General features: G+C 62.6%; 12 protein-coding genes. 11 read left to right on the forward strand and 1 reads right to left on the reverse strand.

Annotated features, from left to right (window positions below):
• The first annotated feature begins 63 nt into the window (after positions 1-63).
• Genes tssC through EPK99_RS04235 form a run of 11 tightly spaced genes read left to right on the forward strand, consistent with a single transcriptional unit; the run spans position 64 to position 15,441 of the window.
• Entirely contained in the window at positions 64-1,440 is a 1,377-nt protein-coding gene (tssC, locus tag EPK99_RS04185) for a type VI secretion system contractile sheath large subunit (RefSeq protein ID WP_128441363.1), read from the forward strand.
• Positions 1,437-2,267, forward strand: a complete 831-nt coding sequence (locus EPK99_RS04190; protein ID WP_128441365.1) for a type VI secretion system accessory protein TagJ — start codon at positions 1,437-1,439, stop codon at positions 2,265-2,267. The genes tssC and EPK99_RS04190 overlap by 4 nt, the downstream gene beginning before the upstream one ends.
• Positions 2,260-2,769, forward strand: a complete 510-nt coding sequence (gene tssE, locus EPK99_RS04195) for a type VI secretion system baseplate subunit TssE (RefSeq protein WP_128441368.1) — start codon at positions 2,260-2,262, stop codon at positions 2,767-2,769. Before EPK99_RS04190 ends, tssE begins: the two co-directional genes overlap by 8 nt.
• Complete coding sequence (gene tssF, locus EPK99_RS04200; protein ID WP_128441370.1) at positions 2,762-4,543, forward strand: type VI secretion system baseplate subunit TssF; 1,782 nt, start codon at positions 2,762-2,764, stop codon at positions 4,541-4,543. The genes tssE and tssF overlap by 8 nt, the downstream gene beginning before the upstream one ends.
• Positions 4,544-4,567: 24 nt before the next feature.
• Positions 4,568-5,584 carry a type VI secretion system baseplate subunit TssG gene (gene tssG, locus EPK99_RS04205; RefSeq protein ID WP_128441372.1) on the forward strand — a complete coding sequence of 339 codons (1,017 nt, stop codon included), beginning with the start codon at positions 4,568-4,570 and terminating at the stop codon, positions 5,582-5,584.
• On the forward strand, positions 5,574-6,764 hold the full coding sequence (locus tag EPK99_RS04210) for a type VI secretion system-associated FHA domain protein (RefSeq protein WP_128441374.1): 1,191 nt from the start codon (positions 5,574-5,576) through the stop codon (positions 6,762-6,764). Before tssG ends, EPK99_RS04210 begins: the two co-directional genes overlap by 11 nt.
• Positions 6,754-8,094, forward strand: coding sequence for a type VI secretion system baseplate subunit TssK (gene tssK / locus EPK99_RS04215; protein ID WP_128441376.1), 1,341 nt, complete (start codon positions 6,754-6,756; stop codon positions 8,092-8,094). Before EPK99_RS04210 ends, tssK begins: the two co-directional genes overlap by 11 nt.
• Positions 8,091-9,629, forward strand: coding sequence for a type VI secretion system protein TssL, long form (gene tssL, locus EPK99_RS04220; RefSeq protein ID WP_128441378.1), 1,539 nt, complete (start codon positions 8,091-8,093; stop codon positions 9,627-9,629). Before tssK ends, tssL begins: the two co-directional genes overlap by 4 nt.
• Positions 9,626-13,114 carry a type VI secretion system membrane subunit TssM gene (gene tssM / locus EPK99_RS04225; RefSeq protein ID WP_128441380.1) on the forward strand — a complete coding sequence of 1,163 codons (3,489 nt, stop codon included), beginning with the start codon at positions 9,626-9,628 and terminating at the stop codon, positions 13,112-13,114. Before tssL ends, tssM begins: the two co-directional genes overlap by 4 nt.
• Positions 13,115-13,124: 10 nt before the next feature.
• A complete protein-coding gene (gene tagF / locus EPK99_RS04230; protein WP_128441383.1) occupies positions 13,125-14,513 on the forward strand; it encodes a type VI secretion system-associated protein TagF in 1,389 nt (462 codons plus the stop codon).
• The gene (locus EPK99_RS04235) at positions 14,503-15,441 is read left to right on the forward strand and encodes a serine/threonine-protein kinase (protein ID WP_128441386.1); all 939 of its coding nucleotides are present in this window, start codon (positions 14,503-14,505) and stop codon (positions 15,439-15,441) included. Before tagF ends, EPK99_RS04235 begins: the two co-directional genes overlap by 11 nt.
• Here EPK99_RS04235 and EPK99_RS04240 read toward each other — a convergent pair.
• Positions 15,435-16,568 (reverse strand): polysaccharide biosynthesis/export family protein, encoded by a 1,134-nt coding sequence (locus EPK99_RS04240; RefSeq protein WP_128441388.1) that lies wholly within the window; start codon positions 16,566-16,568, stop codon positions 15,435-15,437. The two genes, EPK99_RS04235 and EPK99_RS04240, sit on opposite strands and share 7 nt — an antisense overlap.
• Positions 16,569-16,602 lie beyond the last annotated feature (34 nt).

Below are 16,602 nucleotides of genomic sequence, written 5' to 3' on the forward strand. Positions count from 1 at the left end.
TGATGCACGCGCGGTGGTCTTCGCCGCGCGTGGTTCCTTTTCGAGGTCGCGGGCAGGACAAAGATGGATTCCAACACAGAATGGCGACGCAGGGCGGACCGGTTGACAGCGCTTATCGACGACGCGCTGAACCGGCAGGTCGATGCGATCCTGCACCATCCCGAGTTTCAGGCGATGGAGGCAAGATGGCGCGGTCTGGCGATGCTGGTGCGTCAGGCGGGCCGCAGCGGCGACGTCAAGGTCAAGCTTTTGAGCGTTGGCTGGCGGGAATTGGCCCGCAGCATGGAACGCGCCACCGATTTCGACCAGAGCCATCTCTTCGAGCTGGTCTATAGCCGCGAGTTCGGCATGCCGGGCGGCGAACCCTACGGCCTCCTTGTCGGCGACTACTATTTTTCGCCGCAGGAACCAGCCGAAGGCGATGCGATCAGCACGCTGTCGCAGCTCGGCATGGTGGCGGCCGCCGCCTTCTGCCCCTTCGTCGCTGGCGCCTCACCCCGCGCCATTGGCCTTGAAGACTTCCATGAACTGAACCGGGTTCACGATTTTTCCTGGCTGGCGAGCGGTCCTGGGCACATCCGCTGGAACAGCCTGCGCGCCCGCGAGGATTCGCGGTTTCTCGGTCTCGTCGGCCCGCGCATCCTGATGCGGGCGCCGTTCGAACCCTATTCGCGCCATCGCGACGATGGATTTCCGTTCCGTGAAAGCATTGCTGCCGATGGCAGTTCGCTGCTCTGGGGCAATGGGGCCTTCGCCTTTGCCACCGTCATCATCCGGAACTTCATCGAATCGGGCTGGTTTGCGGATATCCGCGGCGTCACGCAGGATGCGATCGATGGAGGCATGCTCAGCGAAACCGAGCTGCGGCCTTACGATTTCGCCACGGAGAGTGGCGGCCTTTCCGCCCAGCCGCCCGTCGAAATCCGCCTGACGAGTGTCCAGGAGCAGCAGTTCAGCGATCTCGGGTTGATCCCCGTCGCCCACACCTATCTCTCGGCGTCGGCGATCTTCAACTCCAACCAATCGCTGCATGCGCCGCAATCCTATTCCAACGAGCATGTCCGTCAGAACGCAAGGCTAGCCGCAATGCTGCAATATGTGCTTTGTGCCTCGCGGTTTTCGCATTATCTCAAGGTCATCCTGCGCGATGAGATCGGCCGGCTTGCCGATGCAATTTCCATCCAGCGGAAGCTGGACGAATGGTTGACCGGCTACACGCTTGGCAATGACGACGCCGACCTTTCGTTGCGCACTCGCTTTCCGCTTCGCTCGGCGGGCATCAGCGTCAGCGAGATACCCGGAAAACCAGGCACATTCTCCTGCACCGTCCAGCTTCAGCCGCATTTCCAGCTGGACGACGTTTCCACGAGCTTCCACCTGATTGCCGAACCCGCTATCGCCAGCCGGCCCTCGACCTTGCCAGAAAGGATGTCCGCATGACGCTTGCCAAAAGCATCGCCCAGTCGCTCAGCGACAACGCCCTCGACGAGGCGATCGGCGAGGCTAAAGCCTATCTGAAGGCGAAGCCCTCCGATCAGGAGGCGCGGCACCTCTACATCGACCTTCTGGTGCTGGCGGGCGACTACGAGCGCGCCGACACCCAATGCAGCCTGGCAGTGACTTTTGCGCCGGACGCGACTATGGGCTTCGTCCTGCTGCGTAACGAACTGCGCGCCATGGCGGCGCGCGACGCCTGGTTCGAGACCGGAGCCGTCCCGGAGTTTCCGCAGGGACCGAGCGATCTCGATAAGCGCGCCATCCGCCTCGGCATTGCCCACCGCAGCGGCGACGCAACCGAGGCAGCCTCCTCCCTGGTCGAGTTCGAGGAGGCGCGCGGCGAACGTCCGCTGATCTGGAACGGCAGCCCGGTCTCCGATTTTCGGGATCTCGACGACCGCACGCCCCACGCGCTGGAAGTGATCATGGCCGGCGGCGCCTATCTCTGGGTCGATTTTACCAAGATCGCCGCACTTTCGGTAGAGCCGGTCGCCCGACCCCGCGACCTCGCATTCCGCCGCGCCGAACTGTCGCTTGTGGACGGCGCCGTGGCGCCCGTTCTGTTACCAGCCATCTATCACGGCACCGGCCAGGATTCGAAACTGCGCCTTGGGCGCGAGACGGAATGGATCGAGGAGCCGACCGGACTGACGACGGGCCGTGGCCAGCGCTGCTTCCTTGCCGGGGATGACGTCGTCTCCTTCCACGACACCGAAAGCCTTGAGGCCATGGTGTCCGAAATCGCCAGCAAGCGGGTTTTCCATGGCTGATCCTCTCGAGCGTTACAGACCCCGCGACCGCGTGCTTGCTCGCTCCATCCTCGACCGGTTGATCGACGAGGCGCCGGATCGCAGTTTCGACCCTCCGGTGAACCTCACCGATCAGGTACGCGACATGCGCGAGTCGATCCGCCGGGATCTGGAGGCGTTGCTCAACACGCGGCGATGCCCCGCCGCCCCGCCCGTCATGCTTGCCGAACTGAGAGACGCGCTGGTGAGCTACGGCGTCGATGGCATGGTGTCTGCCAATCTCGTCACCGACGAGGCCAAGCTCAGGCTCGCCCAGTCGATCGAGCGGCGAATTTCGCTGTTCGAGACCCGCCTGTCCGACGTTCGGGTGACGATCCTGAAAAGCCGCACGATCACCGAGCGGGCTTTGCGCATGCGCATCCAGGCGACCTTCCGGCTGCATGAGGGGATGCCGCCGATCGGCTTCGAATCGACCATCGATCCTTCGACCCAGCGCTTCCTGGTGGAGGCTGCCAATGGCTGAAGGGTTCCTGCACCGCTACAATGACGAACTGCTGGCGCTGCGCCGCCGCGCCTCGCGCTTTGCGGATGCCTTCCCGAAGATTGCCGGTCGCTTGCGGATGACGGGCGATGTGGCCGACGATCCGCATGTAGAGAGGCTGATCCAGAGCTTTGCCTACTCGGCGGCGCGAGTGCGCCAGAAGCTGGATGACGAGTTTCCCGAGCTTACCGACGGCCTGCTGGAAACACTGTATCCCCATTATCTGGCACCACTGCCATCGATGAGCATCGTGCGCTTCCGACCGAGCGATACGCTGGCCTCGGTGCAGACTGTTCCGCGTCACACCGAAATCCTGGCCGAACCGATCGGGGGAGAGGCCTGCCGTTTCCGCACCACTCAGGATGTCCACATCGCGCCGATCGAGATCTCGGGCGCCTCGCTCACCGGCCAGCCGATCAACGCGCCACAATCGCCGTTTGCCGGCATTGCCGGCTGTCTGCGCCTATCGCTGCGTGCGCTGGATACCCGCCAATCCTTCGGCGATCTCGGCGTGACTCGCATCCGGCTGCATATCCCCTCCCCCTGGCAGCAGGCGGTAGCGATCCATGAACTGCTTGCCAATCATACGCTGGGGATTGCGCTTGCCAGACACGCCGACGACCGCGATCCCGTCTTCCTGCCCCGCACCAAGCTGACGCCTGTCGGCTTCGAGCCGGAAGAGGCCATGCTGCCCTACCCGGCGCCGAGCTTTACAGGCTACCGGCTGCTGACGGAATTCTTCGCGCTACCGCAGAAATTCCTGTTCCTGGATATAGCCGGGCTCGATGCATGGCAGGACGAAACGCTGGAAATCTTCATATACCTCAATGACATTGACGCGAAGCTCGAGCGACTGGTGTCGGCTCGCGACTTCGTCCTGCACGCGGCACCGGTCGTCAACCTCTTCCGCCAGACCTGCGAGCCAATCACCGTCGATGGCGCCCGCACCGAATACCGCCTGCTTCCCGACGCGCGCCGTCAGAAGACCCGCGAGATCTATTCGGTCGACCGGGTCCTGCTCACCGGTTCGCGTGGCCAGGAGGAATTCTGCCAGCCGTTTTTCGGCCGGTCGCAGCGCGCCGGCGCCAGCGCGACCTTCTGGCAGACCTATCGCCGCTTCGACGATGACGACCGGACGAGCGACACGGATATTGCCTTTGTCGACCGGCAGCGTCGGCAGGCAGGGCCGATCGATTCCGTGGCCAGTATCGATACGCTCTGCCTCAACCGTGACCTGCCGGAGCAATTGCCGTTTGGCGGCGGCCATCCGTTCCTGCAACTGGCGTCGGGCCATGATTCCGTTGCCGGTGCGGACGCGCTGATCCCGCCGACGCCGTCGGTCCGGATGAACGACCAAGAGGGCCGGAACTGGCGGCTCGTGTCGCATCTACTGCTCAACCATCTATCGCTCTTCGACAATGACGGGGCGGCCCTCAAGGATGTCCTGTCGCTCTACGCCTTTCGCGACAGCCCGGAAACGAAGCAGCTCGTCGATGCGCTGGTGACGATCAGGGCGGAAAATTCAACCGCGCGGCTTGGCAGCGGCGGCATGGTGCCCGGCACCGAGATCAATCTCGAATTCGATCCGGCAGCGATCGACCGGGCATCCGCCTTCCTGTTCGGCAGCGTGCTCGACCGGTTCTTCAGCCTTTACACATCCGTCAACAGTTTCACCCGGCTGACCGTCTCGATGAAGGGGCAGTCCCAGCCGATCGCCAACTGGCCGGCCCGCGCCGCCGAACGGCCCCTGCTCTAAAAGGACAAAGGGAAACCACGACCGATGGACCTCTCTCCCTCCAGCAAGCCTGACGCCCTGACCGACCTGCTCGAACGCGACCCCGGCCGCTTCGACGCGGTGACGGCGCTGCGTGTCGCCCAGGCTTCGAGCGATGGCATGCTGGAAATCGAGTCGCATATGGGCGTCTCGCCCGCGCCGCTTGCGGTCAGCGGCTTGCGGCGCAAGGGCGGCAAGACCGCCATCCGCAGCTCGCTTGCTGGCCTGATGGGGCCGCTTGGATCGATGCCCTCTGCCTATAACGAGATCGCCATGCGCGAGGAGCGCAACAAGTCGCGGGCGCTTTCGGGTTTCTTCGATCTGTTCAGCGCCCGCATGACCGAGCTATTTGCGGATGCCTGCGAAAAATACCGGATCGCCCGCCGGCTGCGCTGGGGTGGCGACCGCCGGAACAATGCCTTCGTCACCACGCTCCTGGCATTGACCGGCTTCGGCACCAAAAAGCTCACCGAGCGAAGCGGTGTCGATGAGGATCTGATCCTGCGCTTTTCCGGTTTCTTCGCCGCCCGCAATCGCAATGCCGTCAACCTGCGCGCCATGCTTTCCGAGTTCAGCGGCCTGCCGGTGGAGATCGAGCTGTTCCGCGGCCGCTGGCTGACGATCCCGGTCGAGGAGCGCAGCCGCATGGACCGGCAGCAGGGCGTCCAGCTCGGCGTCAACGCCACGGCGGGAGCGGCGATCCGCGATTTCAGCGGCAGTTTCCGCGTCGTCATCGGGCCTCTCGGATATACGGATTACCTGTCGCTGGCACCGGGCGGCCGAAACATTCGGGAACTAACTGCGTTGACCCGTCTCTATATCGGCTCGGCACTCGATTTCGATATTCAGGTCATTTTGAAGAAGGAAGAGATTCCGTTCTGCCAGCTCGGAGAGGCGTGTCATCCGCCGCGCCTGGGCTGGAACAGCTGGGCCCGCGTTGCACCTGCCGCACAAGACAGCGGCGACGCGGTCATCGTCGAACGCCTGTCGGTACCAGGGTCAGGGAGGGAGGATGCGGCTTGAACTGAGAGAAATCACGGGCGGAGCGGTGCCGTCGACCAGCCGATCGAAATGGTTTTTCGAACGCGGCCGACGCACGATCGGCCGTGCGCCCGATTGCGACTGGCAGTTACCGGACGACCAGCGATCCGTGTCGAAACTTCATTGCACCATCGAACGGGATCGCGAGGGCTTCCTGCTGCGCGACCAGAGCGCCAATGGGTCGCAGGTTGATGGCATCGTGGTGCATGAGGGCGAGGTTGCGCGGCTCGCGGACCAGTCGCGGCTGGAAGTCGGCGGGCTGAAATTCTCGGTGCATATTTCCGGAGAGACGGATCTGGATATGGAAGACCCGGATGCTGGCCTTGCGCTCAGCGACGACCGGCTGACCATATCCTCGATCCTCTCGGACATCGCGCCGGGCGGCCGGACCGCGACGGGCATTCTTGGTGAGAGGATCGGCGACGACTGGCCGATCGCACCTTCGAGCCGCAAGGAAGGCGCCGCGTCTTCCCGCAATGTCGAGATCGGCTGGAGTGGCCCTCCGGAGATCCAGTCGGCAACAAAGATCCTGCCCGACGACTGGTACAAGGAAGGCGATTCCGAATATGGCAGCCATCTGGAACACGGGGCGGCGACCCACATCGCAGTGCCGGTGTCTCGCACCAGGCCGGCCGACCTCCCCGGGACCGTCAACGACAACGTACCGCTGTCGGATACGGACGATTTCGCCCCACTCTCGATCGGCCGATCCTGTGACATCGCCAGCCGCCTCGAAACCCTGATCGCCCGGCTGGAGGAATCGCTGGAAGGTGCCTTCGCCATTTTCGAGATGGAGACGCCGAGGCCGGATCGGGGATCAGGCGTCATCACGCACGATGAAGACGACGCGCTGGTGGCACGCGCCGAGGCGCTGCTTCGGCAGCATACGGCGCTGAATGCCGGGCTTGAAGCGCTGGTGCGAGAATCGAGCCGGTTGATGGAGCCACGCATTCTCGAATCGCGCGTCGATGCCAACCCCCGGCGCCTGCCCTGGATCCGGGATCGCGACTACTGGCAGGCCTATCGGGCGCAGTTCGAAAAGGACGGACATGCGCTGTCGGTTCGCGAGGTGTTCCGCGACGCGATGATGCAGGCACCAAACGCAGCGGGCAGCAGGATTTTGCCGACAGGGCAGAAAGGAAATGCAGAACATGAGGAGTGAGAACCGTGTCGCCTGGAGCGAGGGCATGTTCCTTCGCGTGCAGCATTTCCAGCAGGCGGATCGCTGGACCGAGCGCCTGGTGCGGACCACGACACGCGGGCTGACGCCCTATCCCTGGGGCGTATCCGAAATCGGAATAGACCGGAGCGCGCTGGCGATTGGCCAGTTCGCGCTGTCGAACCTGCGCGGCATCCTGCCTGACGGAACACCCTTCGAAGCGCCGATCGACGCCGATCTGCCGCTGCCGCTCGATCTGGACGAGAACACCAAGAATGCCATCGTCTATCTGGCGCTGCCTGCCCGCCAGCCGGGAAAGGCCGATGTGGCGATGAATGGCGGTGCCAGGCTCAACAGCGTGCGTGTCGTCGCGTCGAACTATGAAGCGCCCGACGCCAATGTCGAGGCGGATTTCATGGCACCCATCGATGTCGGTCGTCTCAGCCTGCGTTATTTGAAGACCGGCGACGAGCTAGCCGGTTACGAACTGATCGGTCTCGCCCGGATCATCGAGGTCCGCTCCGACCACGCCGTTATTCTGGATCCGGAATATATCGCGCCAAGCCTGACATGCGGCGCCGAGGCGCGGCTGACGGAGCTGATGACGGAGCTTCTCGGCATCGTCCGGCACCGCGCGGAGGCGATCGCCGAGCGGATCGGCGATCCGACCATCCGCGGCACGGCGGAGGTCGGCGATTATTTCCTTCTGCAGATCCTCAACCGCGCCGACCCGATGCTGAAACATATAGCTGCGAACGCGACGCGCATCCATCCAATCGATTTCTACGAGACCTGCATCCAACTGGCCGGCGAACTTGCCACCTTCACCACCGACCGCAAGCGTGCGACAGACTTTGCGCCCTATCGGCATGACGACCTGAAGGCGACCTTCGCGACGGTCTTCGACGATCTGCGCGCCTCTCTATCTGCCGTGCTGGAACAAGCGGCGGTGGCGATCGAACTCGCCGAACGTCGGCACGGGGTCCGCGTCGGGACGATCAACGACCGCTCGCTGCTCAAGGATGCCGGTTTCGTACTGGCGGTGCGAGCGGAAATGCCGGCCGAGGACGTGCGGCGCAAGCTGCCGGCACAGATCAAGGTGGGACCGGTCGAGCGCATCGCCGAACTGGTCAATGTGGCCTTGCCTGGCATCCCTGTCCGACCGTTGCCGGTGCTGCCCCGCCAGCTACCCTATCGCTCCGGCACCATTTACTTCGAACTCGACACCAAAAATCCGCTTTGGAAGCAACTCGATACGTCGGGCGCCATCGCCCTGCACCTCGCAGGCGACTTCCCGGGTCTCGAAATGGAACTGTGGGCGCTGAGAGAATGACGAATGATTCCACATCCTCGTGGCATGATCTGCCGACCGTCGTCGAACTGACCGAAGACGGCGTGCGGAAAAAACACTCTGCCCAGAAAATGGCGGAAATGCTCAACGACGTTCTCGATTCTCCGGAAGGCAGACCTATGCACGATCTGCCGAAATCGCTTCCGGCAGGCGGCTGGTCGGTCGAGACGCTTGTCAGGAATTTCCGCTTCGGAGGCGAGGAGGTGCCGACGCTCGTGCGCTCGGCAGCACCCCTGCTCAATCTCGCTCACGCCCTGCGCTATACCAATGAGCAGCCGGATATGGACCAACTTCGCCGGGTCGCCGTCGAAGCTGTCGGCCGTTACGAGCGAGATCTCGCAGGCGCCCGGATCAGCCCGGAACGGGCACGCGCTGCCCATTATGTGGTCTGCGCCACCGTAGATGACGTCGTGCTCAGCAAGCCCTGGGGCGTGCGCGCCGGTTGGGCGCGGTCAGGTCTCGTCTCGACCTTCCATATGGATGTCACGGGTGGTGACCGGGTGTTCGATCTGCTCGACCATTTCCATCAGAGCCCAGGTTCGAACAAGGACCTGCTCCTCCTTATCTATCTCAGCCTTTCGCTCGCATTCGAAGGGCGCACTCGGGTATCGCCGCGTGGCAACCTGGAACTCGGACGCATCCGCGACAGCCTCTACAAGACCCTGCTTGGCCAATATGGCGTGTTCGAGCGCGAGCTTTCCCCCCACTGGAAAGGCGTCTCGGCCCGCCACAAGCCGTTGCGCACTGCCGTCGTGCTCTGGACGCTGCTGTCGATCCTGGCGCTGGTCTTCGGGCTCGGTTACCTGTTCTTCACCATGTCGCTCAACCGGGCCTCCGACGGCACGTTCGAACGGCTCGCCAGCCTGCCGCCGCGCGATACGCCGAGCGTCCTGATAAAGCTGCCGGAGCCGCAACCCGCCCCGGCTGTCGCCGAGGTCAAACCCGTCGAGCCGCCGGCTCCCCCGCCCGTGCAAAAGCCCGTCCCGACCAGGCTCGACAACCTGCTCGCCTTTCTCCAGCCGGAGGTCGAAAAGAAACTCGTCAGCCTATCGGATTCGAACGGCCGGCTTCTCGTCCGCATCAACAATTCCGGCCTGTTCGACACAGGCAGCGCCGAGGTCAGCGGAAAGTTCCGCGACCTAATCCGGAGGATCGGCGGGGCGCTTGCCGCCGAGAATTTCCGTGCCGTCGTTGTCGGTTATACCGACAACGTGCCGATCCGGACCATCCAGTTCCCCTCGAACTGGCACCTGTCCGAAGCCCGTGCCAAGGCGGTCGGCGACATCCTGATCTCCTATACCGGACCGGAAGCTATCCTCACCGAAGGCCGGGCAGACAGTGACCCGATCGCCGGCAATGACACGCCCGAGGGCCGCGAGATGAACCGACGCACAGAAATCCTGGTTTTGACGAACCCGAGCGAGCGCCTGACCGACGCCGGCCTCAAGACGCCGGCCGTCCAGTCGCAGACGCAAGACACACCCATTGTGCCCGCTGACGGAGGGGCCGCGCCATGAACCCCTTAAGCCTGTTTTATACGCTGCGGTCCTATGTCGAGGCCTATGCCGGCCTGATCGGCCGCCGCTTCATCTCGGTTATCTGGGTGGCGGCCCTCTGCGTCGTCATCTGGTTCTACGGATACCTTGCCGCCTATGGCAGTTTGCGGCCGCTCGCCAGCGTCAACAACCGTCTGATACTGATCGGCGTGATCATTGCCGCCTGGCTCGCCTATCTCATCTTCACCGTAATCCGTGATCGTCGTCGCGACAAGAAACTCGTCGCGGGCATTGAGGGCAATGCGGAGGCAGACGCGGCCGCCAGCCAGCAGGAAGAAGTCGGCGAAATCCACAACAGCCTCAAGGAGGCGTTGCGGCTCCTGCGCCGGCTGACCAAGAAGCGCTTCGGTTATATCTATGAACTGCCCTGGTACGTCATCTTCGGAGCGCCCGGTTCCGGCAAGACGACGGCGCTTAGCAATTCCGGCCTTAAATTTCCGCTCGGGGATGCGCTGGGTAGCAATTCGGTGCAGGGCATTGGTGGCACCCGCAACTGCAATTGGTGGTTCACCGACGAAGCCATCCTTATCGACACCGCCGGTCGTTATACCACCCAGGACGATCTAAACGGCACGGCCAAGGCCGGCTGGGAAGGATTTCTCGGGCTCCTCCGAAAATACCGGCGTTCGCAGCCGATCAATGGCGCCCTCGTCACCCTGTCCACCGGCGACCTGATGACCCCCGACCCGGAAGCGCAGCGCGAGGAACTGCGGGCGATCCGCAAGCGGCTGTCCGAGCTGGACGAATTCCTGCATGCGCGCGTCCCGGTCTACCTGGTGCTGACCAAGGCGGATCTGCTCGACGGTTTCGTCGAGTTCTTCGACGGCTTCAACAAGAGCGACCGCGAGCAGGTCTGGGGCACGACCTTCGGGTTGGACGAAAGCTACAAGGCGGCAGACCTGCCCGACCGGTTCATGGAGGAATTCGGACTGCTGCAGGAACGGGTCGGCGCTATGCTGATCGAGCGGCTGCAACAGGAGCCCAATCCAGAACTGCGTGGCCGGATTTTCCGGTTTCCGGCCGAGCTCGCCTCGTTGAAGGAGCGGCTGCACGAGGTGATGACCGAACTGTGCTCCGGCTCCAAACTGGTCGAGCCGCCGCTTCTTCGCGGCGTCTATTTCGCATCGGGCACCCAGACGGAAGAGACGATCACGGCGGCTACGGCGGCGCCGCGCATGCGGCGCAGCTATTTCCTGTCGCGCCTCTTCAAGGACGTCATCTTCGATGAAGCATCGCTGGTGTCGCGCGACAAGCGGCTCTCAGGCCGGCAACTATTTTTCCGGCGCGCCGCCTATGCGGCTGCTGTCCTTGTGCTGGCAATCGTGCTGGCAAGCTGGACCGCCACCTATTTCCAGAACGCAACGGCGCTGGCGAGCGCTGAAAAGCGCATCGACGCCTACGAACAATTGGTGCGCGGTGTTCCCGTGCGGGATGTTTCGGACGCGGACTTCCTCCGCATCCTGCCAGCACTGGACAATCTTGCTGCTGTCACCACCGACTTTTCGAAAGGCCGCGTATGGCCGATCAGCTTCGGCCTCGACCAGGAAAGCAAGGTCGCCGGCCGTCAACGAGATGCCTATCAGCGGGCGTTGAACGCATTGCTACTACCGCGCATGCTGGTGCAGCTGCAAAAGCAAATGACCGACACCACGGATGTCAAACGGACATTCGACGCGCTTAAACTCTACGGTATGCTGGGAGGACTTGGCCCGATGAACGCCGAATTTGCCTCGCTTAAGTCCGAGGACATGTTTACCGCGCTTTATCCCGGGGAAGGCAGAGCGGCAGCCCGTGAGGCACTGATCGCGCATGCTAGTGCCATGGCGAAAGGTTCTCTGCCGCCGATCGAACTGGACAATGCGCTGGTCGCCAAGGCCCGTGAAACGGTCCGCGCGCAGAGCACCGCCGATCGCGCTTACGACATCCTGGCGGATCATCGCCAGTCGCGCGCCCTGCCGGCCTGGAGCCCTGCAACAGCACTTGGTCCGCTTGGGGAAAAAGCCTTTGAGCGGGCATCCGGTGCGCCGATCACCGACGGCATACCGGGTCTGTTTTCCGCTGCAGGCTACCGTGCAGTCGTCCTTGCAAAGATTAGCGATGCGGCCCGCGAGGCGATTGACGAACAATGGGTGCGCGGCGCGGCCAACACGGCGGGTATTACCGTCGATACGGTCGCTCAGGCGGCGTTGCAGCTTTATTTCGACAAGTTTGAACAACGCTGGTCCACCATTCTCGTCGACATGCGGGTAAAGCCGTCGCAGACGATAGCGGATGCCGCCGAGACCACACGCATCCTTGCCAGCGAACCAAACCCGATCGAGTCGGTCGCGAAATCAATCGTCGGAGCAACCGATCTTCGCGGACCGAGCGCTGAAGTCGCCTCCGCCAACAATGACGACCTGCCGGCCTCGACAACGGTGCTTGCCAGTGCCGCCAATGCACCCGATCCTTTTGCACGGTTGCGCGAAGCGCTGGACGCATCGTTCGGTCAATCCCCGCTTCCGGACCAATCCAAGGATGCCCCGAAGTCGCAGATCGGCCAGCTGAAACCCGCGCTGCAGAAAGTCCAGGAGCAATTGTCGCGGGCAACCACCTCGACCGCTGAGGTGGCAAAGGTCTTCGACGTTGACGGTCAACTCACCAATGCCAATCAGGATCTGTTACAGCAGGCCCGGCGTTTGCCGGCACCCGTGGATACTTGGATGGCAGGGGTTGCGGCCGATGTCGGATCGCTGGCGGTCAAATCTGCCCGGACCCGGATCAACGATGCCTGGACGGCAGAGGGCGCGAGCTTCTGCTCGAACGCCGTTGCCGGCCGTTACCCATTCGATCGGGAATCGCCGCGTGACATAGCGATGAGCGATTTCGTTCGGCTGTTCGGACCGAAGGGCCTGTTTAAGACGTTCTTCGCCTCCAAGCTCGCGGCTTTCGTCGACACGAGCGCGACGCCTTGGGGTTGGAAAGGCACATTCGGATCGGCAAGCATTCCGAGCGAAGCAATCGCTCAGTTCGAGAACGCCGACAAGATCAATCGCGCCTTCTTTCCGGACGGCAGCGAGAACCCGTCGATCTCAATCGACATCAAGCCGATCGCTCTTTCGGAAAATGCCAATGCCGTCATGCTGGAGATCGAGGGCGAACGCGTCGTCTATTTCCATGGCCCGATCCAATCGAAATCGATTACCTGGCCGTCCACCCAGGCCAGCAACGTGTCACGGCTGGCGTTCCAGCCGGGCGGTTGGCAGCAGGCCTTGACGAAAAACGGGGACTGGTCCCCCTTCCGTCTGTTCGATGATGCCAATATCAGCATGCAGGGCGATAATCTGTTCCGGGCGAAGTATCAGCAGAACGATCAGACGGCCGAATTCGACGTACAGTTCGGCTCCGTCCTCAACCCGTTCAAACTGGGGGCGCTGAATGCCTTCTCCTGCCCCACACAGTTCTAAGCGGCAGGCCATGGCCGAGCGCGCTGCCCTGGAGCAGAACCCCACCGACACGGACCGGCTCGGATTCTTTGGGAAGTTACGTACCCACGGAGATTTCGTCTCGATCGGCATGGGGCGTAGTCTGCAGACCTTCCTTGATGCCTGGCTTCAGGCCGGTCTGCAGGCCGTTCAGCGGGATGGTGGCAGTGACTGGGAACGGCAGTTCCGGGCTATGCCCTCCTGGCGTTTCGTCGTCGGGCGGGCTCTTTGGGGGCCGGCGACTATCGCCGGCATCATTGTTCCGAGCCTCGACCGCGTCGGTCGCAGCTTTCCGCTGGTGCTGGCGGCGCAGTTGCATGACTTTGCCGGCCATCCACGCCGGATCCGTCAGGACGAGACATGGTTCACAGCAGCGGAAGCGATTGCCGAGACCTGCCTGCGCAAGGATTTCGACATCGACAATTTCACGTCGCGTCTGAGTAAGTTGCGGGGCTTGCGGCCGGCCGATCTCGCCGAAGACGATTTCGGCCCGAACTCGTCCTCCGTATCCGGCAGCCTCTGGTGGAGGATCGATCCGCAAGACAGGCAGGTCCGCGAGTTTCGCAGCGTGGGCGCACCTCTTCCAGAACATTTTGCCAAACTTGTACATAACGGATCGGCCGGGCCTGTGCCGGAACCAAGGCCTGTGCAATCGCAATCGCAATCCCGCCCGGTCGCACCCGCCGCACCGGTCGGCGCGTCGGCACGTTTGACGCTTGAGCATCGCTACGCCATTCATCCGGGCACGCGGCTTACCGTCACGGCCGATGCTGTGCTGATTGCGCAGAACCCAGTTTTGTTTGCCGTGGCCGACGGAGTGGGGGACGGCAACGGTGCGGTCGAAGCGAGCAGGCTTGCCATTCACACGCTGAGCAAAAGCGCTGTGCAGGACACGATAGAAGCGCTAGTACAGGAGGTGAAAGGTAAGCTTGGTCGCGCCCACGGCCTGCTGCAGTCGGCACACCTTTCGTTTGAACGCGAGCCTTCATCCGCCAGCATCGTCGTGCTCTGCGTGGTTCAGGACCGTTTCGCGCTGCTCTGGGCTGGAGATGCCCGTTGCTACCTGATCCGCCACGGAATGATGCGGTGCCTGACGCGTGACCACATCGAGATTGGCCTGAAGCGCAAGCTGTCTCGCAGTATCGGTACGAAAGGACAGCTGGTTCCGGAAGTCCTTTCCGGTGAGTTGGAGCCCGGCGATCGCATATTTTTATGCAGTGCGCCGCTGCCTCGGGTGCTGCGGGAACGCAGCATGGCTGAAATCCTCCTGTCTTCGACCCTCGATGAGGTTTCCAACGTCCTCATTCAGGAAGGGCTGATCGCAAATTGCCGCGATAACATCAGCGTGCTCGTGATCGATGTGACATCGAATGAGGCCTGACACTCTCCAAATTGCACTGGAAGAAACCGCCCGGCGTTTTTCCAAGCTGTGGCACGTACTGAATCACGGCACAGACGGCCCTCATTCACCGGAAACCCGCAGGATGCTGGTGGACCGGGTGCGTGACGCGCTCGACCGCGGTCAGGCCCGGCTGGCTGACACAGACGGGCAGTTCATCGCCAACAGCTTTGCCCTCGACGCGTTAGTCCATCAGGGACCGACGACCGAGGTGCATCGCGCCCGCCACCGCGATCTTGGCACTTTCCATGCGATCAAGATGATCCGCCCGGATTGCGCAGGGGACGCGGGCGCCCGTGACCTGCTGCTGCGAGAAGCGGCGATCGGCCTGACGGTGCGGCATGGCAACGTCGCCAGCACGCAAACGGTGATAAGGCTGGAGGACGGGCGGCCAGCCTTGGTGATGGAATGGCTGGAACACCGGTTATCGACCGCCTTGCACACGAGACAGCTATCCGCTGCGGACGTCATCGCCGTCATAACGGCGATACTGTCGGGGCTCGACGCGATCCACGCCGTGGGCTTCGTGCACTGCGACCTGTCGCCGGTCAATCTTCTGATGGCAGGCAAGAATCTTTCGCAGATTAAGATAGCGGATTTCGGGATCGCGCTCGGAACCGGACATCGGCATGGCGAACTGGATCTCTCCTTTGCTGGCCAACCGAATTTTGCGTCGCCGGAACAGAAAGCCGGGCAGCCGCTGGACGGGCGATCCGATCTTTACTCGGCCGGCCTTCTTCTATCGCTGCTTCTGCGCCATTGTAGCGACCCCAGCGATAAGATAGAGGCCCTGAAGGCAATCTCGATCCAGCTTTCCCGCAAGATGCCGGCAGACCGGCCGCAGCACGCGAAGGCCGCCCTGATGATGCTAGCCAACCTTGGCAAATCCGATCCGATCGGCGCTTACTGAGTTCCTGCACCCGGTAGGGGCGCGGCCGCCGTCGCGGCGCTTTTCTGGTATATGTTGAAGAACTTCGCGAAATCCACCAGTCCCGAATTGCTCGCATAAAGGATATCGCCGTCCATCACCCGGAACTGCTGCATCAGCGACAGGTTGGATACATCCTTCAAATCGACGCGGTAGATTGCCGGCCTGGAGGTCGTCGAAGGTGCGCCCGGATACTTGGCTGAGGTCGCCGACGAATAGACCGGCTGATTGCGCACGACATAGAAGTTGCTGGCGTCGGCGCGATCGTCCAGCAGCCCACCTGCCCGACCCAGCGCCTGCGCCAGGGTAAGCTTGCCAGGTTCGAACTCGAATTCACCGACGCTCTTGAACGCGCCGAAGGCGGTGAAAGTGGTCGCATCCTTGCCGAGATAAAGCTGATCGTCCGGCAGGAGGTAAACGTTCTGGCTGGCGTCATCGAGGATGCGGCTAAGCGGTGCACTGGCACGCTGTTTGCCGCGGATTAGCGTAACGGTCGACGCGCTGGGCGTGGAAGAGGCACCGCCGGCTAGCGCGATCGCATCCAGGACGCGCTCCTTGCGAGCAGTAAGCGGAAAACGGCCGGCCGAACGTACATCACCATTGACTGTGAAGCCGCTTGTCGGTTTGTCGACAACAGTCACAATCGCCTGCGGGTTGACGGCCGAACCCTTGAGGCCGCTGACGATGCGCGCCTGGAGGGCTTCCGGTGACGATTCCAGGACGCGCTGCCGCCCGACGAAAGGCAGCGTAACCGAGCCAGACGAGTCGACAGTAAAGCGGCCAAGATTGAGAGTCTTGCTCTGGGTAGACGAAAACAGACCCTCTTCGCCCGTATCGAGAATGGTAACCTCGACAACATCGCCCCGGCGAAGCCGGGTGTCGGCAAAACCGCCCGAGCGCATCAAACTCAGTCCGGGATCGCTCGCCGTGTAAATCAACGGAGTCACACCTGGCGGATACATCGGAGCATCGGCAAGCCTCACGACCGGAATCTTTTTGCCCGTATTTGGATCAGTCGCACTGTAAAAGCCACCCGCAGTTGGCCCGTCCGATGGTCTAGCACAGGCACTTAAAATTGCCACGAAGACGAAGGGTGTCAGCTTTCGCATCACGTATCCATCTGAAGAAGATCATTAAACCAAT

This window comes from Neorhizobium lilium (assembly GCF_004053875.1).
Lineage (GTDB): Bacteria > Pseudomonadota > Alphaproteobacteria > Rhizobiales > Rhizobiaceae > Neorhizobium > Neorhizobium lilii.